The sequence below is a fragment of the Weizmannia agrestimuris genome (assembly GCF_943193165.1).
Taxonomy (GTDB): Bacteria; Bacillota; Bacilli; order Bacillales; family Bacillaceae_C; genus Weizmannia; species Weizmannia faecalis.
Map to the genome: position 1 here is coordinate 192,726 of NZ_CALPDC010000001.1, position 20,330 is coordinate 213,055.

Annotated in this window: 15 protein-coding genes; 8 read left to right on the forward strand and 7 right to left on the reverse strand. The window is 47.2% G+C overall.

Annotated elements, in window-relative coordinates:
• Positions 1–102 precede the first annotated feature (102 nt).
• Positions 103–1,467 carry an MATE family efflux transporter gene (locus tag NFR98_RS00955; RefSeq protein ID WP_017550790.1) on the reverse strand — a complete coding sequence of 455 codons (1,365 nt, stop codon included), beginning with the start codon at positions 1,465–1,467 and terminating at the stop codon, positions 103–105.
• 184 nt (positions 1,468–1,651) lie between these two features.
• Here NFR98_RS00955 and NFR98_RS00960 point away from each other — a divergent pair, with 184 nt between their 5' ends.
• Positions 1,652–2,386, forward strand: a complete 735-nt coding sequence (locus tag NFR98_RS00960) for a hypothetical protein (RefSeq protein WP_251459523.1) — start codon at positions 1,652–1,654, stop codon at positions 2,384–2,386.
• Positions 2,387–2,449: 63 nt separating this feature from the next.
• Positions 2,450–3,445, forward strand: coding sequence for a diaminopimelate epimerase (dapF, locus tag NFR98_RS00965; protein ID WP_014098447.1), 996 nt, complete (start codon positions 2,450–2,452; stop codon positions 3,443–3,445).
• A gap of 58 nt (positions 3,446–3,503) precedes the next feature.
• Here dapF and NFR98_RS00970 read toward each other — a convergent pair whose 3' ends face one another.
• Complete coding sequence (locus tag NFR98_RS00970) at positions 3,504–5,345, reverse strand: DNA ligase D (protein WP_061577826.1); 1,842 nt, start codon at positions 5,343–5,345, stop codon at positions 3,504–3,506.
• A 90-nt stretch (positions 5,346–5,435) separates the two neighbouring features.
• Between NFR98_RS00970 and ku the strand changes: the two genes are divergently transcribed.
• The 3 genes from ku (at position 5,436) to ltaS (ending at position 9,207) form a co-directional block, all read left to right on the forward strand.
• Positions 5,436–6,269 (forward strand): non-homologous end joining protein Ku, encoded by an 834-nt coding sequence (ku, locus tag NFR98_RS00975; RefSeq protein WP_251459524.1) that lies wholly within the window; start codon positions 5,436–5,438, stop codon positions 6,267–6,269.
• Positions 6,270–6,360: 91 nt separating this feature from the next.
• Entirely contained in the window at positions 6,361–7,008 is a 648-nt protein-coding gene (locus NFR98_RS00980) for a phosphatase PAP2 family protein (protein WP_017550793.1), read from the forward strand.
• Positions 7,009–7,221: 213 nt separating this feature from the next.
• Positions 7,222–9,207, forward strand: a complete 1,986-nt coding sequence (gene ltaS / locus NFR98_RS00985; protein WP_014098441.1) for a lipoteichoic acid synthase — start codon at positions 7,222–7,224, stop codon at positions 9,205–9,207.
• A 127-nt stretch (positions 9,208–9,334) separates the two neighbouring features.
• Here ltaS and NFR98_RS00990 read toward each other — a convergent pair whose 3' ends face one another.
• The 4 genes from NFR98_RS00990 to NFR98_RS01005 form a co-directional block, all read right to left on the reverse strand.
• Complete coding sequence (locus NFR98_RS00990) at positions 9,335–9,904, reverse strand: PadR family transcriptional regulator (RefSeq protein WP_014098440.1); 570 nt, start codon at positions 9,902–9,904, stop codon at positions 9,335–9,337.
• 187 nt (positions 9,905–10,091) lie between these two features.
• Entirely contained in the window at positions 10,092–10,445 is a 354-nt protein-coding gene (locus tag NFR98_RS00995) for a VOC family protein (protein WP_014098439.1), read from the reverse strand.
• Positions 10,446–10,719: 274 nt separating this feature from the next.
• Entirely contained in the window at positions 10,720–12,789 is a 2,070-nt protein-coding gene (locus NFR98_RS01000) for a thioredoxin domain-containing protein (RefSeq protein WP_251459525.1), read from the reverse strand.
• Between the two features lie 90 nt (positions 12,790–12,879).
• Positions 12,880–14,142: an MFS transporter gene (locus NFR98_RS01005; RefSeq protein ID WP_110133987.1), complete on the reverse strand. Its 1,263-nt coding sequence runs from the start codon at positions 14,140–14,142 to the stop codon at positions 12,880–12,882.
• Between the two features lie 256 nt (positions 14,143–14,398).
• On the opposite strand from NFR98_RS01005, the gene NFR98_RS01010 reads away from it, so the two are divergent.
• Both NFR98_RS01010 and NFR98_RS01015 read left to right on the forward strand, forming a co-directional pair.
• Positions 14,399–15,082 carry a response regulator transcription factor gene (locus tag NFR98_RS01010; RefSeq protein WP_014098436.1) on the forward strand — a complete coding sequence of 228 codons (684 nt, stop codon included), beginning with the start codon at positions 14,399–14,401 and terminating at the stop codon, positions 15,080–15,082.
• The gene (locus NFR98_RS01015; RefSeq protein WP_017550799.1) at positions 15,079–16,509 is read left to right on the forward strand and encodes a HAMP domain-containing histidine kinase; all 1,431 of its coding nucleotides are present in this window, start codon (positions 15,079–15,081) and stop codon (positions 16,507–16,509) included. The genes NFR98_RS01010 and NFR98_RS01015 overlap by 4 nt, the downstream gene beginning before the upstream one ends.
• Positions 16,510–16,656: 147 nt before the next feature.
• On the opposite strand, the gene NFR98_RS01020 is transcribed toward NFR98_RS01015, so the two are convergent.
• Positions 16,657–17,106: an HSP20-like chaperone gene (locus NFR98_RS01020; protein ID WP_026683486.1), complete on the reverse strand. Its 450-nt coding sequence runs from the start codon at positions 17,104–17,106 to the stop codon at positions 16,657–16,659.
• A 297-nt stretch (positions 17,107–17,403) separates the two neighbouring features.
• Between NFR98_RS01020 and NFR98_RS01025 the strand changes: the two genes are divergently transcribed.
• Entirely contained in the window at positions 17,404–20,238 is a 2,835-nt protein-coding gene (locus NFR98_RS01025) for a 2-oxoglutarate dehydrogenase E1 component (protein WP_211062159.1), read from the forward strand.
• The last annotated feature ends 92 nt before the right edge of the window (positions 20,239–20,330 follow it).

Here is a 20,330-nt window from a genome sequence, read left to right on the forward strand (position 1 = left end):
CTGCTTTTTTGTGCGCACTTTTTGAAACGTCACTTACGGAAAACGGGTCCACTTTCCTGTACGCTGGTCCATCTGCCGGATAAGCCCCGCTTGCGCCAAACCTTATCCATTCTTTTTCAGCAAATCTCCGGCTTTTTGCTGGATATAATGCAAGCGCCCTAAAAGTGTTACCGCACCTACAGCAAGGCCTGTGATCAGTCCGATCCAGTAGGCAAACGGGCCGAGGGCGGTGACGGCATCCAGCAAATATCCGAGCGGAAGCCCAATAACCCAATATGAAACAAACGTCATAATGGTCGTAATCCGGACATCTTTATACCCTCGAAGCGCACCTTGCACCGGCGCCTGAACCGCATCTGACCATTGGAAAAAGATGGCATACAGCAAAAAATGTCCGGTTAACCGGATGACAGCCGGATCATCACTGTAAAACGCTGCAACTTGTTCATGGAATAAGTAGAGCAACAGCCCGGTCAAGGTGGCGATCACAACAGCGGTTATAAGCCCGATTGTGCTGTACTGGCGGGCGTCTTGAAATCTTCCGGCCCCTGCTTCAAAACTGACAAGAATCGTCATTGCAAGCGAAATGCTGAGCGGAAGCATGTACAAAAGCGATTCAAAATTCATGGCGGCCTGATGGGAAGCGATTGTGTCAGTGCCAAATTTGCTCATGAACAATGTCACAACCGAAAAAATGCTTGATTCAAAAAAAGTCGACAACCCCATCGGGATCCCAAGCGCCAACAGCGCTTTCCAGCTGCGGAACGAAACCGGGTAAAACGTGCGGAACAGCCGCATTTCAGCAAAACGTGGCAAACGCATAAGCACAAGGATTGCAATCAACAAGATAAGCCAGTAGGTGATGGCACTCGCAACGCCGGCACCTGCCCCGCCAAGCTGCGGAAATCCGGCATGCCCGAAGATGAACAGAACATTCAATCCAATATTGATGGGCAGCGCCAACAGTGTGATCAACATTGATATTTTTGTCAGCCCGGTTGCATCAATCAGCGAGCGGCAAACCTGGTAACAGAACAACGGAATCAGCCCGAAAGACAGGGCAAATAAAAACCGATGCGCGACCCTCTCCACATGCGGCGCTAAATCCATCCGGCCAAGGACCGGCCCAATCACCAGCCCGCCTGCAAACAGCACCAGTACGGCCATACAGACGGCGACGTAAAGGCTCTGGATAAATGTACGGGGGATTTCATCCGTGTTTTTGCTGCCGATCAAATGGGAAATGATCGGGGTAACCGCCTGTAAAACCGTTCCAAGCCCGGTTGAAACGGGGAACCAGAGGGATGCGCCGATCGCAACACCGGCCAGATCGGCTTTGGAAAAATGGCCGGACATCGTTGTATCGAAAAAATTCATGAGCAGCATCGCAAGCTGGGTGATGAGAATCGGCAGAAATAAATGCCAAAGCTGTGCGATTTTTTCTTTTAAGGTAAAGGTTTGTTTCATGTTCATTCCCCCAACTTTTCCACGGACTCCAAAAAATTATAACATATTCATTTTTCGGGCCGCCATGGATAGCCTGCCATGAAGATGGAAATGCCCGGCGAAAGATTTGCAAACCCGTAAAACCATCATGATTTATAAAAAGTCTCATATAATAGAGTGACCAGACAAAAACGGGAGAGTCTGTATGGAGCTGAAAAAAACCTATTCGACGTTGTCTCACATGTACCTGTGTCAAACCGTTATTCTTGCATGCGGCCTTTCCGCATTTTGTCTCACGCTGATGTATATCGGGCGCGGCGGCATGTTCAACTGGCTGATTTTGGCCGTCTGGCTGTTCATTCTCTACTTTGCTGCGCGCTATTTCTACTATCAAAAGATAGAAGAAAACATATCCGGAGAAAAAGGGGAGGAAGAAAGACAAGCGGACAGCGGGCAGTACTTGATCCAGTTTCCGCCCGGTGCAAAACTCTCGGTGCAGCTTTATGATGGAAGCGGCCGCTTAGGGTGGCTGCTTGAGGAAAAAGCTTTCAGACAACAAATCCGGTATTTCCGCCTTGAACGGGGAGCGGGCGCCACATTTAGCGCCACGGTCCGCAAACGGCAAAATTGGGAAATCAGCATCTGGTTTCCGGCATATGAACGGTTCTTTTCATTAAAAAGAGCAAAGGGAAAAGAAATGATATTTGAAAACGGCAGCCGGACTTGTGCGATCCGGAAAAATGGAAACCATGATTTGGAATTTTACCGGGACGAACAACTTTTAGCAGTGGTGTCACGCGGCGTGATGCCGGTAAGCTGGCAGCAGAAGTTTCCGCTTAATGCACCGGTACTTACTTTTATACGGGGGACGGAAGAAGACGAAGTACTCGTCATCGCACTGCTCGCCTTTTTTTACAGGCATAATAAATATTTCGTGTAAAAAAAAAGAAGAAATGATACAATTTTTGTAAGAATAAAGAAAGAAAAAGAGAGGAAATCCATCATGCATGTGAAACTGATTAAATGCCACGGCTCAGGCAACGATTTTTTGCTGATCGATGAAACGGAAATCTCTGCGCCATTAACGGACGACATCCGCAAAAAAATGGCTCTGTCATTTTGCCGGCGCGATGCCGGGCTCGGGGCGGACGGCCTGCTCTTTGTGTCGGAAAGCCAGCAGGCAGACGCAAAAATGCGGGTATTCAATGCGGACGGTTCCGAGGCGTCCATGTGCGGGAACGGCCTGCGCTGTGTTGCGCGGTACGTATCCGAAAAACGCGGGAAAGACGATCTGTTAATTGAAACGATGAAAGCAAATCTATATGCCCGCAAAGCAGAGCCCCTATTGGACGGCATCCCAACGTTCCGGGTCGAAATCTCGCCTGTCTCCTTTGACTTGAACAAACTGCCGATGCATATTGATAAAGAAGTGCTCATCAATGAACCGGTTAAGGCCTTGTCGGAAGATTTGTCGTTTACAGCAGTTGCGGTGCCGAATCCGCATCTGATCGCCTTTGTCGAAAATGAAGGATTCCGGTCTGATACGCAAAAAACATTGTCCGAGTATGTGAACGGACCAAATGATATCTTTCCGGACGGCGTGAATGTCAGCTTTGCCAAACCGATTGGTGAAAATGGCTTATACGTCCGCACGTTTGAACGCGGCGTCGGTTTTACAAATGCGTGCGGAACGGCGATGTCCGCTTCAAGCCTTGTGGCCTGCCTGTTAAGATTGCGCCCGTTCGGTGAAATGATCGACGTGTTCAATAATGGCGGTAAAGTACGGTGCTTTGTCCAAAAAATTGAAAAAGAAGGGGAACCGGCATACACGATTGACCTGATCGGTAATGCCACCTATTTATACGAAACCGCTGTTTCTTTTGACGATGGGCACCCGGAACAGTTCCGGATTGCAGAAAAAAAGGATTTCGGCGAACAGAAGCTGTATCAAAAGCTCGAAACCCATGCAAAAGAAACGGTAGAGAAAGCATTGGCTTAAAATTTTCGTCTCCTGTAAAAGGGAGGCGTATTTTTTTCGATTGGAAAGCTGCGCCAAACTATATGGGGCGCCCTTTGTTCTGCTTTAAAAATGCAAGTACCGGGGCAAAAGGCTGGCCGCTTTTGCAGGCAAAGAATCGCGCAAACGGGCAGCCGTACCGGTTCACACGCGAAAGGACCGTTTCAATAGTAAAGTCATACGGCGAAAGCGACGCGTTTACTTCTTCCCAGAAAAGCGGCGCCGCCACAAGCGCATCCTCATGCCCGCGCATCGAATAAGGTGCAATGATCGTTTTTCCTTCCGCATGCTGGACGAAATCAACATATAATTTTCCGCCCCGTTTTTTCTTCATCCGTTCGATTGTAAAATGTTCAGGCGATTTCGAAATGAAATAAGCAGCCATAAATTCCGTGAACAGCCTTGTATCTTCCCATGAGAACTGCCTGTCCGGCAATGGAATGTAGACTTGCAGCCCTTTATTTCCAGAAATTTTGACAAAGCTCTCCAAATGAAGGGCATCCGTCACCTGTTTTAACAGCAAAGCCGCTTCTACTGCAAGTTGAAACGCATCCCGGGAAGGGGGGTCAAAATCAAATACAATCTCACTGACGAAACGGCTGTTTACGGTCTGAAACGGGATATGGTATTCCACCGCTAGCTGGTTTGCGAGCCACATCAGTGTTTTTAAATGGTTGCAGACAATATACCGGATGTCTTCATGCATAGCCGTATCCACAAAAGCGGGCGCATAATCGGGGCAGTTTTTCTGGTAAAATGCCTCGCCGAAGACGCCGTGCGGGTAACGGATGACGGTCAAAAGCCTGTCCGAAAGAAACGGCAGCATAAAAGGAGAAATTTCCCGCATATAGGCAAGAAAGTCGAGCTTTGTCACATGGCGCTTTTTCCATAGCGGTTTATCCGGATGCGTCACTTCCACTTCTTCCGGAATGGCGGCGTTACGGAGCCTGAAATCTTCAAACGTGCAGGCATCCGGCGAAAGGTCAAAGCGGAAGCGGTGGAAATGCGGTTCCCGCAGATTGGCGCCGTCCCATTCCAAATAAAATATCTCGACGCAAATCGAAGGATCGATCGTGTAGACGCCGTTTTCATTGTTTGTGGCATTTTTCCTGACCGCTTCTGTGAGGATTTGTTTTTCGTCCGGATTCATGCTGAAAAGAAACTGGCCGATTGGAAAAATGTCGCCATCTTTAAACACTGCGACATCGAAATACCCGTTTTTCTCGTCGTAAGCCGTAATAAAGCAGGCGGCTGTCTTCCAATTTTTCACTTTTATCCATGTTTCAACTCGTTTTCCCGCTTCCCACTTGCTGTCCGTTTGTTTTGCGACAATGCCTTCACTGTTAAAATTTTTCACCGTCTCTTTTAAGACGGATGCGTCACGGGTGAACGGGATTTGCTGAACCCGTGCCGTTTCGCCCGGGGCGGGGGAGAGCGGCAGCGCGAGCGTTTCACATAAGTTTTCCAATGCTTTTTTTCGCTGCAAATACGGTTTGCCGGCCATATCCTCTCCACCAAGCATGAGCAAATCAAATACGAGATAATGGGCGGGGCGCATTTTCGCCTGCTCTGCAGCTGCTTCAGCTTTCATCCGCCCGCGGCGTTGCAGCTCCCCAAAGCCAGCTTTATACGGATTTTCAAGCAGCACAAGTTCGCCGTCAAGCCGTAACGGAAGCTGCCCTTTTACACGGCCTTCAAGCGTTTGCAAAAAGGTGCGGATTTCCGGAAACCGGGGCAGCAAATCTTTTTCGTTGCGGCTCCATAACCGCATGCCGTCTTCTGTCCAGTCGAGGATCGCGCGATAACCGTCATATTTAATTTCGTATACCCACTTTCCTGTATCTGGCAGAGACCATTTTAAAACCGGCAACATCGGTTTCATTTCGAGCACCCTTTCTTTTTCCAAAAGTTGAAGTACATAGCGGGGTGGATTCGTACATATATTATCTTCAAAAAGCGAGGCGTTTCATTCATGCATACGATGTGGAAAGGCACGATCAGTTTCGGACTCGTCAATATCCCGATTAAACTGCATGCCGCAACGGAAGATAAAGATATCAAATTGCGTTCCCTTCATAAAAAATGCCATTCCCCGATCCGGTATGAAAAGGTTTGTCCGGTGTGCGAGGAAGAATTGGACGCAAAAGAAATCGTAAAAGGATACGAAATCGCGAAAGGAAAGTTTGTCGTATTGGAAGAGGAAGAACTGGAAGAACTGCGCAAACAGACAGAAGAAAAAGCAGTGGAAATTATGGATTTTCTTGATATGCGGGAGATCGACCCGGTCTATTTTAACCGGAGTTATTACATGTCCCCGAATGAAGGGGGCGTAAAAGCTTACGGCTTGTTGCGGAAAGCGTTGACCGAATCAGAGAAAGTCGGACTTGCCCGGATTGTTATGCGTTCAAAGGAGCAGCTCGCCGTTATCCGCGTGTATGCAAACACGCTTTTGATGGAAACGATCCATTACCCGGATGAAGTCCGGAAAGCATCTGACGTTCCGAATGTGCCGCAAGATGATGAAGTCTCGAAAAAAGAAATTGAGACGGCAATTTTGCTGATTGATCAGTTAACGACATCGTTTGAGCCTGAAAAATATACGGATGCATACCGGTCAAACCTGATGGCTTTAATTGAATCGAAACGGACCGGAAAAAAACTCGTCACGGCAAAAGTAAAAGAACCGGAAAACAATGTGACCGACCTGATGGCGGCGCTCCAGGCTTCCATCGACAGGGCAAAGCCGGCAAAAAAACCGGCAAAAAAACCAAAAAAAGCGGCCAAAACAAAGGCAAAAGAAGCGTAAAAACCGGGCGGTACCGGATAGCACGGGGAATGCCGGAAAATTTGCCGGAAAGCCTCCAATATGGTAAATTATTTCATATTGGAGGTTGATGATGAAAAGGCAGACGATTGTGCAATGGCTGTTCGTTTTACTGGTGCTTTCCTTCTGCACCTGGATTTTTTTTGAAATCGCCGGTCACTTCAACCAGGCGGAGATCCGGCATTTTGACCTTCCGATTATCTCATTTGTCCAGGGGAATATTTCCGGCCGGCTAACGAGCGTGATGCTGGCTGTTACCTTTCTCGGATCTGTAAAAGGGGCGGCGGCGGTCACCCTCTTTCTTTCCCTTGTGCTCTGGATCAAAAAATACCGTACACTAAGCCTTTATCTCGCTGTATCTGTCGCGCTTGGAGCCGGGGTTTTTAACACCATATTAAAATACATATTCAAGCGCCAGCGTCCCGATATTATGCGTGTCGTCCAGGAAACGGGTTACAGCTTCCCAAGCGGGCATTCGATGGGATCCATGATTTTATACGGCTGCCTCGTATTGATCCTGTTCCGCATTGCGAAACGCCGGTGGGTGAAGGTCGCGGGGACGCTGTTTGCCCTTTTATTGGTGCTTGCCATCGGCATTAGCCGCATCTATTTAGGGGTCCACTACCCGAGCGACGTTGCCGGAGGATATGCGGCCGGCCTTGTTTGGGTCATTTTATCTGCGCTTGCGTTGAACTTGTTTGAAAGAAAATTGAAATTGTAATAAAATATGGTGGAAATAAAAATATTTGGCGGTGGGTATGCGGAATTCCGGCGCGGACAGCCCCGCTTGGCCGGAAAGGGCTGCCCAGGGGCTGGAAAAGCCGTTGATGAGCGCTTGCTTTTTTTTAAAATTGTATTACAATATGTTGGTATGAATAAATGAAGCGTCCTGAAATTGTTGCCGGAGAGTTTGGCAATTGGGAGGGAATACTGAATGAAGATCTCGTTTAACCAGATTAAAAGTTTGCTAAATAAAAAATACGCCCTGTACTTTCTCATGGTTTTATTGTTCTGGGTAAAAACTTATATTGTCTATAAAGCGGAATTCAATCTGGATCTGCAAAACGGCATGCAGAAATTTTTGCTTGCCATCAATCCCATCAGCTCGGCACTGTTCTTCTTTGCGCTTGCGCTTTTCTTTAAGGGACGCGGCCGGATCATTGCAATGACTGTGATTGACGTGCTTTTGTCTGTTTTGCTGTACGCGAATGTATGCTATTACCGTTTCTTCAATGACTTCATTACGCTGCCGGTTTTGTCGCAGACGAAAAACTTCGGCGACCTCGGCGGGAGTGCAGCTGCATTAATGAAGCCTTATGATATTTTTTACTTTTTTGATACGATCATCCTCATTGCCTTGATTGCAACGAAAACCGTCAGGGCCAACGCAGGGAAAATCAACCGCCGCTCGCTTGCCGGGCTGATGATTGCCGCGATTGCATTTTTCATTTTTAATCTCGGCCTTGCCGAAGCGGACCGCCCGCAGCTTTTAACGCGGACTTTTGACCGTAGCTATATCGTGAAATATCTCGGTATGTACAATTACACGCTTTATGATGCGATCCAGACAACAAAATCGTCTGCACAGCGGGCGATGGCTGACAGCAGTGACGTGAGCGATGTGGAAAACTATGTGAAAGCGAACTATACCGAGCCGGACAGCAAATATTTCGGCGCGGCAAAGGGTATGAATGTCATTTACGTTTCACTTGAGTCGTTCCAGAACTTTTTGATCAATTACAAATTGGACGGCAAAGAAGTCACACCGTTTTTAAACTCGCTGACAAAGGATAAAAACACCTTTTATTTCGATAACTTTTTCCACCAGACAGGCCAGGGGAAAACGTCTGATGCCGAGTTTATGATGGAAAACTCGCTGTTCCCGCTGCCGACGGGGTCTGTATTTACGACGAAAGCACAAAATACGTACCAGGCAGCACCTGCCATTCTTGGCCAGAAAGGCTATACATCGGCTGTTTTCCACGGAAACTATAAGACTTTCTGGAACCGTGACGAAATGTACAAATCGTTCGGCTATGACCGTTTCTTTGACGCCAAGTATTACGATATGAGCGACAAAAATACGTTAAACTACGGGATGAAGGACAAACCTTGGTTTAATGAATCGATGCAGTATTTGACCAAATTGCCGCAGCCTTTCTATACGAAGTTTATTACGCTTTCAAACCACTTCCCGTTTCCATTGGATGAAGAGGATGCTGACTTCCCGAAAGGCAATTTCGGTGATAAAACCGTTGATAACTATTTCCAAACCGCCCATTATCTGGATGAAGCGATGCAGCAGTTCTTTACCTATTTGAAGGAATCCGGGCTTTATGACCATACCGTGATTGTCATGTACGGCGACCATTACGGCATTTCGGAAAATCACAATGCGGCAATGGCGAAAGTGCTCGGTGTCCCTGAAATTACGCCATATTTGAACGCGCAGCTGCAAAGGGTGCCGCTGTTTATCCATGTTCCGGGCGTAAAAGGCGGGATCAAGCATACGTACGGCGGTGAAGTCGATGTAATGCCGACGGTGATGCATTTGCTTGGCGTTGATACAAAAGACTACATCCAGTTCGGGTCTGATCTTTTGTCCAGCCAGCATCGCCAAGTCGTTCCGTTCCGTAACGGCGATTTTGTCACCAATAAGTTCACGCAAGTATCCGGAACGCTTTACGACAATGCGACCGGTGAAAAAGTCAATCCAAAACTTGGCAAAAATGATGAAAAGATTGCAAAAGAGATGCTGAATCTGTCTGATAAAGTGGTGTACGACGACCTGCTCCGTTTCTACACACCAAAAGGTTTTACGCCGGTGAACCGGAACAAGTACGATTATTCCTTTGACCAGACGGATATGAGTGGGTTGCCTGAAACCTCCATTCCGGATTCAGCCAAAAAGAATAAATAAAACAAACAACCCCCGGTGAATCAACCGGGGGTTGTTTGTTGTGCCGTGCAAAAAGAATATTGTGAATGCATCATTCCGGATTTCTTATGGGTTTGCACAAGTATGTCCAGCTTTCCGTTTTCACACTTTATTCAAGCCCTTGTCTATTCTCACGATGTTGATGGATTAATTGTAATACCCACTTTTCGTCAAAACGGAGCTTTTCTAACCGGTGCCGGAAAAAGGTCAGGATATACTGCTGTTCTTCCTTGGGAATCCGTTTATCCCCTCCCGCATAAACCAACCGTTCTTCCTCATGGCGGATTTCATAACGCAAGTAATCTTTATATTGATGCAAAATTAAAAACTGCACTTCCTCACTGACCAGACCAAAATTTTTCAGCTTCATATAAAAATGCAGTTCATAATCCGGTGAGTATGGAATCGGTTCTTCCATCAGCCGGAAAAACCGGATTCTACCTTCATCTGTAAGTTTGTAAATCTTTTTCTTTTTTCCTTTTCCCCGCCGAGCGCCCTCCGGTTGTTCTTCGGGGACCTGCTCGATCAGACCGTCTGCAAGCATGCTGTGAATGAGTGGATAAAGCGCCCCCCAGCTGATTTTTCGTGTGGGGCCCACAATTGCGTTCAAAATTTGATGCAGCAAATAGCCGTGCATCGGGTTGTTCATCAATTCGCCAAGTATGAACAATTCGTTCAAGCGAACGTCTCCTTTCCGTCTAACTTCCTTTTTATGGAACAAGGGATGCTGAACCATGAATATCCAACAAACAGACTCTCGCCATATAATTGTGGGAAGATGGTGCAGCGGGAAGCGCCGGGATTCCGCTTAACCTGTCTGGCGGCTGCCAAGTTGGCATGGATGACATTTGAAAGCCGCCTCTTTTTTAATGATCAGATACTAAGTAAAGGGTATTGCCGTCAGGGTCATTGAAGTGTACGACCTGGGCTGCCTTCCCTTCAACATAATCATGGAATTTAACACCATGGGATTTCAATGTCTTGATGGCTGCCTCTAAATCCTGCACCACAAATCCAATCGACATGCTTTCTGATTTTGCCGATTGGGCATTCCGCTCTCCGGTAAGATGCAGGAGCCCAATCGTCAATCCCGGTGCTTCGATCTGTACAAAATGATCGTCCATTTCGCCCTGCAGCTTCAATCCAAGGGTTTCGGTGTAAAATTGAACGGTTTTTTTTAAATCCGCTACCGTAACTGTTACATTCGCACTCGTAAACATGATATTGCCTCCTTCATAGGTTTGGTCGCTTTTATTATATCAAAAATTTATAATGTGTAAACATGTTTTTTTGATATAAAAAATTGGAAGAAAGAAGATGAATGGAAAATGCAAGAAGATAGATTTAACGGCAATCAGAAAATGGTGCGTATTTCAAAAAGGGATTATCCTAGCAAAGCAAACGGAGCAGCATCATCATAGTTCCGGGCAACTGTTCATTTTCTGCTCCCCGTATGTAATAAAAAAAGGAAGGCATCCACCTTCCATGCATAAATCATTTTTTAAAGAGCAAATCCATGGCAGTTTGAAAATCATTTGTCGGTTGATTGCAGCTGAAGTTTTCACAGACATAAATGGTTGGTTGTCCGTTTATCATGGCATAATCTTCAATAAAGGAAGCGATTTTGGAAAGTTTCGCCTGTTCACGCCTTTTTACCACCATGACGGAAATGCCAGGGTAGAAGTTCTTCTGTATATGGTTAATGAAATCAACAACTTCTTTTGTTTCATCATCCATCACGATCACGACTTCTTTTGTTGCCTGCTGTGCGTGCATCCCTGCCTGCAGCATCATGGCGTGGGCAGTGGGTTCATCATGGATATCCTTGCTGAAGACCTGAAACAATTGCTGGACTTTTTCTTCCAACGTAAAATCCCCAGTCAGTTTCGAAAGCCTTAACAACTGGCAGGCTGCGACACTGTTCCCGGAAGGCAGTGCCCCGTCATAAGACTCCTTTTGCCTGACGAGCAATGGTTCATCGTCGTTTCCGCTAAAGAAAAAGCCTCCTCCATGACCATCCCAAAATAAATCGATCATATTGCCGGCCAGTTTTTTTGCTTCCGCCAAATAAAAAGGGGCGAAAGTGGATTCGTACAGTTCCATATATCCCCACAGGAGAAAGGCATATTCGTCTATAAAACCTTTATTCTTTACTTCGCCATCGCGGTATCTCACCATTACACGGTCATTTTGAATCAAGTTGTCCCTGATAAAAGAAACCGCTTTTTCTGCAGCCTGCACATAGGATGGTTGATGAAAAACACGCCCTGCTTTTGCGAGCACTGCAATCATTAAGCCGTTCCATGCCGTTAAAATTTTATCATCGCGGAACGGGCGTACCCGCTTTTCCCGGTGTTGAAACAAGCTTTGCCGTGCCGTTTCTAATTTTTCTGCGAGCGCCGCGGGAGAAATCCCTTCTTTTTTTGCAATTGATTCTAAATGCGTTGTAATCTGGTTCGGGATATTTTTTCCTTCGAAATTTCCCTGCCCGGTAATGCCGTATGCCTGGCAAAAGAGCGTGCCCAACTGTTCCCCCAGCACATCTTTTACTTCTGCAGGCGTCCACACATAAAACTTTCCTTCCTTACCTTCTGAGTCGGCATCTTCCGCGGAATAGAACCCGCCATCCGGATGGGCCATATCACGCAGCACATACGTGATGATTTCTTCCGTTATTTTTTTGTACTGGGCATTTTTCGTCATCCGGAAAGCATCGGTATAGGCCAGCACAAGCAGCGCATTGTCATAAAGCATTTTTTCAAAATGTGGCACCAAAAATTTTTCATCAACGGAATAGCGGGAAAAACCGTAACCAATATGGTCATAAATTCCCCCGCGCGCCAGCCCGTCCAATGTTTTGGTTGCCATCCTAAGCGCATCCCGGTTTTCATAAAATTTGGCATACATCAGTAAAAATACGAGTGAATGCGGCATTGGAAATTTCGGCGCCTTTCCAAAACCGCCGTAGCGGGGATCAAAACCTTGTTTGTAAGCTTGAAAAGCGCGCCCAATCGTTTCTTTTGTTAAAGCCGTTTGTTTCCCTTTTTCCCGGCTTGCCTCGAGCGCCTGTTTGACTTGTACCCCTACATCCTTGATACGGTCCGGATTTTCGGTATATTGTTGGGATAAATAAAGCAACACTTCTTTAAAACCGGGCATCCCATACCGGCTTTCCCGCGGAAAATAGGTTCCCGCATAAAAAGGAACCCTCTCCGGCGTCAAAAATACACTCAACGGCCAGCCGCCCTGCCCAGTCATCATTTGGCAAACAAGCATATAGATAGCATCAATATCCGGCCGCTCTTCCCTGTCCACCTTAATCGCCACAAATTTCTCATTCAGGATCCGCGCTACCTCTTCATTTTCAAAAGACTCCCGTTCCATCACATGGCACCAGTGGCAGGTTGAATAGCCAATGGAAACAAAAACCGGCTTGTTTTCCCGCTTCGCTTTCGCAAAAGCGTCTTCGCTCCACGGATACCAGTCAACCGGATTACGGGCGTGTTGCAGCAAATAAGGCGATTTTTCATGGATTAACCGATTGAATGGTCTGTTTTCAGCCAAAGCATTCCCTCCTTCTTTCTTTCAGTTTCTTCGTCATCAGTTTACCTGAAACGGTAAGGCGCTACAAATGATATCGCACAGCGCCAAAATTTAGGCAGGGGAAGAAGCTTCAGCGCGTGATTTGTCCGGTTTCACCGCCACAAATGTAAGTCCTGCCGCCACCAGGCAGAAACCGGCCATGATCACCATGCTGATCTCAACCCGCCCTTTCATAAAATTGGCCATAAATAACGGACCTGCCGCCACGCCGATGTAGCGCATAGAACTGTAAATGGCGCTGATCGTTCCGCGGACTTCTTTTTCAATCGACTGATTAATCAGCGCATCCAAAGGCGTAAGGGAGGCGCCGATTCCAATTCCGCAAATGAGAAAGGTCCCTATTAAATAGAAAAAACGGTCCGAAAAAGTGATCACGAGCACGGAGGCTCCGGTAATGAGCACGCTGGAGAAAATAATCCATTTCATCAGTACCATGTTTTCTTTAATGATTTTCCCGGTTATAAAGGAAGAAAGGCACAATGCCGCAAGCGGGACGGCCAAAATAAACCCTTTCTTCACGCCATGGTAGCCGTATTGGTCTTCCAGATTGGACGACAAATAAAACAGCACCGCAAACAAAATAAACATCACGATGGCCCCGATCGCAAATACGGCCGACAGCCAGCGCCAGTGCTTTCGGAACACCTTTTTCGTATTCCCTATAAATGCTTTGATTCCCGGCCCCTGTTTTTCGTGTGCCGGCCTTTTGACAAGAAACAAAACAGACAGGATAGAGATCAGGCAAAAGACAGGGATGGCCGCAAAAGGCAAAAACCAGATCAATCCTGCCAAGAAGGATCCGAGAATCGGGCTCAATACTTTTCCAAACGTATTGGCCGTTTCAATAATGCCGAGGGTGGTGCTCACATCCCGGTTGCGGTGTAACATATCACCGACAAGCGGCAAAACGATCGGTGCTGCGCCGGCCGTCCCAACGCCCTGCAAAGTCCGGCCGATCAAAATAAGGGAATACGGGTGATCAAGTTGCCAGGCCGCGTATGCCGAAATCGCCCCTCCTATAGCCGTAATCGCAAGTGACGGGATAATGACCATTTTTCGGCCGTATCTGTCCGATAAAAATCCGGCAACCGGAATAAGGAAAATGGCGACAATTGAATAAAAGGTGATAATATAGCTGGATTGGACTTTGCTGATGCCCAGTTTGTCCTCCATGAGGGGAAGGACCGGAATCAACATTGAATTCCCCAGTGTCATAATCAGGGGAATGGACGATAATGCAACAATCGCCCATCTTTTTTGATGGATTTCATTGTTTTTATCGGATAAAGGTGTGTTCGTTGTCAAATGATCCATTGTCTGTATTTTCCTTTCTTCTTCTCAATGTCAGCACTCTTCTTTACTACTATCTGCCCAACCGGAGACATTTATGAATGGAAAAAACGGGTTTTCTTTCTCATCATTTTTTAACAAACCATTCATATCTTTTTCCTTTCATTCGGTTAGCATATAAGAAAAAGCGGATTCTCCTTGATCATGCGCTGTCCGGAGCTATAATAAGGGCAGCGGAAAAGAAAGAGTTCCGGCAAAAGAACTTCGAGGGGGAATCATCATGAAACGGATATTACTGGTGGAAGATGAAAAAAATCTGGCCCGTTTTATTGAGCTGGAGTTAAGGCATGAAGGATACGAAGTGAAAGTGGCGTATGACGGACGGGAAGGGTTGCAGTCGGCTTTGGAGGAGGATTGGGATGTGATTCTCCTTGATTTAATGCTGCCGAAACTGAACGGCCTTGAAGTATGCCGCCGCTTACGACAGGAAAAAGAAACACCGGTCATCATGATTACCGCCCGGGACAGCATTATGGACCGGGTATCCGGGCTTGACCACGGGGCGGATGATTATATTGTCAAACCATTTGCGATTGAAGAATTGCTCGCAAGGCTAAGGGCCATTTTCAGAAGGATGGAGTACGCCGAGCCCAAAAAAGCAGCGCTAACAACGTACAAGTTCCGTGACCTTGTGCTGGAAAAAGAAAGCCGGCTTGTTAAAAAGGCAGGAAAAACCATTGAGTTGACAAAACGGGAATACGATTTGTTGCTTACGCTTTTGGAAAATAAAAATATTGTCATGACCCGGGAAGCACTCCTGAACAAAGTATGGGGATATGAAACCGAGGTCGAAACGAATGTTGTCGATGTGTACATCCGGTACTTGCGCAATAAAATTGATACAGAAGGCGAAGACAGCTATATTCAGACAGTGCGGGGGACAGGATATGTGATGCGCGAATGAGAGCGGTAAAACACTGGCTGCAAAAAAGTTCCTTGAAAGTAAAATGGTCCGTTGGCGCAAGTATTGCGATCTTTTTAACGTTTCTGATTTTCGGCTTTTTCCAGTATACGCTGATCAGCAGATGGCTTTTGCATGAAGAGGCGACTTCGGTATCCGAGGCGCTGGATGATTTGAACAACAAGGGGGAAAACATCGATGACATTTTATCGAACCGGACGCTCTTTCAGCAGGTGCTGGAAAAAGATCAGTCGATCCGGATTATCAATGCGGACGGAAAGGAAATGCTTGTCGTAAAAAGCATTCATTCCACCGATGCAAAAGTGCCGTTTGTGCCGGTGAACGAAAAACGGGTCAGCCTGATCCGCGCGGGCAATCATCAAATTTTAGTCGGAAGGAGCCCGTTCCGCTCCCAATCGTTCAACGGCTATATTGAAGTGATCTATCCTTTATACCGGTATGAAAATTTAATGCGGAATGTTCTGTTTGTCATGATGGTCGCCGGATGCGTGGGCTTGCTTTTGAGTGCTTTTCTCGGGTTTATGATGGCAAAAAATTTCCTCAAACCGCTGAAAAAGCTCTCTTCCACGATGCAAAGCATCCGCAAAAAAGGATTCCAAGAACGGATGGAGCCGAGCGCCTCTAAAGACGAAATGGGGGAATTGACCAATATTTTTAACGATATGATGGACCAAATTGAACAGTCGTTCCGGCAGCAGAAACGGTTTGTCGAGGATGCTTCCCATGAATTAAGGACCCCCGTCCAAGTGATGGAAGGGCACTTAAATTTGTTAAACCGGTGGGGGAAAAATGACCCTGCGATTCTTGAAGAGTCGCTCCAGGCTTCGCTGCAGGAATTAAGCAGAATGAAAAAACTGGTGGAGGAACTGCTCGATCTTTCGCGGGCGGAAGAAGCCAAAATACTGGCCAATGAGGAAAAAGCAGATCTTTTGGCAGTCACAGAAAGGGTGATCCGCAATTTTAAAATGATCCATCAGCAGTTCGACTTCAATTTTCAATATGATCCCAATCAGGCCTATGACATCCAAATGAGCGAGAACCATCTTGAGCAGGTGCTGATCATTGTATTTGATAATGCGATAAAATATTCCGACCGCATTTACAAAGTCGATATCCGACTCAAGCAGGAAAAGGGGAGGGCCATGTTAACAGTAAAAGATTACGGCATCGGGATCCCGAAAGAAGATTTGCCGCAAATTTTCCACCGCTTTTACCGGGTGGATAAAGCAAGGAGCCGCGCAAAAGGCGGGAACGGACTCGGGCTCGCCATTGCCAAACAACTGACTGAAGGATATTCCGGCACGATAGAAGCAGCGAGCGAGGTTGGTAAAGGGACCGAGATCCGGTTTACATTCCCCCTTGTCGCAAAACAAAAAACAGGTGGAAAAGAGGGCGTTTCGAAAAAATGAAACGTTCTTTTTTCTTTTTAAAGAAAAGGTGCAGGGCCGTGTCTGGCAAGGTGTCCGCCTTTCGCCCGTGATGGGTAAGTCTTTTGATACGCAAAAAAACGGGAACTGTCAGAACCAACTGTAAGTTTTATCGAGAAGGCAGAGTCGTTAAAAATCAATGCCGACTTCTGTCATTTCATGTTCGCTTTTTTTCAGGAGCCGGATTTCCAGGATGCCATCCCGGTATTTTGCGGTCGTCCCTTTCCTGCGTACCGGGGAAGGCAGCCGTATCACCTGTTCCGAGTCCGGTTTTGGAAATGATTTTAACATGACTTGAAGGGAAGTGTGGAAGATTTTTAAGCCTGTGAGCATGCTTTCCTCCTGGACAGGGACGCGGATAAAAATAAAATCCAGTGTTTCAAATATTTCTATAGACGGGGCGCCCGTATCCGGGGAAGAGGGAGCCGGATCATCGGCCCCGTCCCCCTTCTTGAACGCAGCGCCCCATTCGTCCCATTGAGAAAGGGCTTGGTTGATATGTTCCTGTACAGGCGGAAATGGCATATTCATCATCTTGAAGATCTCTTCGGTGAACGGAAACGTTTTCCATGGGAACATTTTTTTGCTCCTTTCTGCAACGGGGATATAATAAAATATGCGGTTTTGAACAATCAGGTGAGGCAAATGCAGCATCACTTTCCGGGAAAAAACAGAATGAATCACTATTCATGCAAATTTTTAAAAATAAGAGTTTTTAACTTTATCTATTACGCTTACAGTGCTAAAATTGAGTTTGTAAGCGTTACAGCTTTCAAAATTCTTTATCGTTACATAATTTCATGGTTCCGTTTTGGTATCCGCCAGACGAAATCATACGAAAGTGAATAAGGGACGAAGGGCTGGAGGTTTTTCAAAATGAATGCAACTACACCAAAGGGATTTTGGGAAAGTTTTTCCGGGCCTAATCTTGGGTATGTCATGGATTTATATGAACAATACCTGGAAGATCCGGAGAGCATCGACGAAGAGGCGAGAAAAGTATTTGACCAGTGGGGCGCGCCCGCTGTTTCCGAAGGCGGGAGCCCGACACAGGGGCAGGCGGATATTTCTTTCCAATTGCCGGCAAACCCGACGATTTTCAGCAAAATGGTCGCTGCCGTCAAATTGGCGGACAATATCCGGACTTTTGGCCATCTCGCAGCGGATATCAACCCGCTCCAAAAACCTGTTGGGGATGTCAGAAGAATTGAACTGGGAGAATTTGATTTAACCGAAGAAGATTTGAAAAAAGTGCCGGCATCCTTTATTTGCCCGGATGCACCTAAAAGGGTCAAAAACGGGCTTGATGCCATCAATTATTTAAAAGAAGTGTACACCCAAAAAGTTGCCTTTGAGTTTGACCATATTCACGACATGGAAGAAAAGCACTGGCTGCAACGGACTGTTGAATCGGGCAGCTTTTTCCGCGAACTCAGCCGGAAACAGAAAATCGGCATTTTAAAACGCCTTTCCGATGTGGAAGGATTTGAAAAATTTATCCACCGGACATTTGTCGGGCAAAAGCGTTTTTCCATTGAAGGGCTTGATGCGCTCGTTCCGCTGATGGAACAAATGATTATTGAAGCGGTAAAAACAGGTGTGAAAACCGTTAATATCGGCATGGCGCACAGAGGCCGCCTCAATGTGCTTGCCCATATTCTTGAAAAACCGTATGAGCTCATTTTTGCAGAATTCAAGCATGCTTCCAATAAAGATTTAATCCCTTCCGAAGGATCGATCGGCATTACGTACGGATGGACCGGCGACGTTAAATACCATCTCGGCGCGGACAGAAAAGGGCAAAACGGCGGACCGATCGGCGCGCGCATCGTACTTGCCAACAATCCAAGCCATTTGGAAGTTGCCGATCCTGTTGTCGAAGGGTATACACGCGCCGCGCAGGATAACCGGAACAAAACGGGCTATCCGGACCGCGATCCGGACCGCGCCTTTGCGATTCTTGTCCACGGGGATGCCGCATTTGCGGGGCAGGGCATTGTCGCAGAAACGCTGAACATGAGCAAGCTGAACGGATACGGGACAGGCGGGACGATCCATATCATCGCCAATAACAATATCGGGTTTACGACCGAAACGTATGACTCGCGGTCAACGAAATATGCTTCCGATCCGGCAAAAGGTTATGAAGTGCCGATCCTCCATGTGAATGCGGATGATCCGGAAGCATGCGTACAGGCGGCGCTGTTTGCGTATGCTTACCGCGAAAAATTCCATAAAGATTTTGTGATCGACCTAGTCGGCTACCGTCGCTATGGTCATAACGAAATGGATGAACCGATGGTAACCAACCCGGTAATGTACCATGCAGTGCACAATCATCCGACGGTCAGGGCCATTTACGGTGAACAGCTTGCAAAAGAAGGCGTCCTGACAGCCGAAGAGGTCAAAACCATCGATGAAGCCGTCCAGAAAAAACTGCAGGCGGCTTACGAAAAAGTGCCGGACGGCGAAGCGGAACCCGATACGGCCATGGAACCCCCTGAAAATGTGAAAAAAGGTTATTTGAGCATGGAAACAGGGGTGCCGGAACAGGAACTGCGGGCTTGGAACGCTGAATTGCTCGCCTGGCCTGAAAACTTCCATGTCTTTAAAAAACTGGCGCGGATTTTGAAACGCCGCGAACACGTCTTTGACGGCAAGGGAAAAATTGACTGGGCCCATGCGGAAGCGCTCGCGTTTGCAGCCATTTTAAAAGATGGCGTGCCGATCCGGTTTACCGGCCAGGATACACAGCGCGGCACGTTCGCTCAGCGCAATCTCGTCCTGCACGACGAACAGACGGGGGAAGAATACATTCCGCACCATCATCTGTCCGGCGTTCAAACTTCATTTGCCATTTATAACAGTCCGCTGACTGAAGCTGGCGTCGTTGGCTTTGAATACGGCTATAACGTCTTTTCGCCAGATACGCTCGTCATTTGGGAAGCCCAGTTCGGCGATTTTGCAAACATGGCGCAAGTGATGTTTGACCAGTTCATTTCATCTGGCAGGGCAAAATGGGGGCAAAAATCAGGGCTTGTCATGATGCTGCCGCACGGATACGAAGGACAGGGTCCGGAACATTCAAGCGGCAGGGTGGAACGCTTCCTGCAACTGGCAGCGGAAAACAACTGGACAGTGGCAAATGTTTCGACAGCCGGCCAATACTTCCATATTTTAAGAAGGCAGGCAAAATGGCTGGCAAAAGAAGAAATCCGCCCGCTCATTCTCATGACGCCAAAAAGCCTGCTTCGCCACCCGCTGGCATCTGTAGAGCCGTCTGTACTGACGGACGGAAAATTCCACACCGTGCTGGAAGGCCCGGGTACGAAAAATACGGATGCAGTCGAAAGAATCCTGCTTTGCAGCGGGAAAGTGGCTGTAGACTTGGAAGAAAAGCTGAACAGTGCGGAAAATACCAGCTGGCTGCATACGGTAAGGGTTGAGCAAATTTATCCTTTCCCTGAACAGGAATTAAAGGAAATGTTCGCGCGCTTTAAAAACGCGAAAGAAATTGTATGGATGCAAGAGGAGCCGAAAAATATGGGTTCCTGGTCTTTCGTTGAACCGTATTTAAGAAAGCTGGCGCCTCAGGGAGCGGAAATCCGGTACATCGGCCGGCCGAGAAGATCAAGCCCGTCGGAAGGCGACCCGGTCGTCCATAAAAAGGAACAAAACAGAATTCTGACTGAAGCCATTACCCGCCCTTAAACGGCGGCCCGCTCCTTCCAAAGGGGCGGGGGCTTCAATATGCGCAAAATAACCGCTGCTTTGCCCGCTTCATCCTGCAGCCCGCACATGCC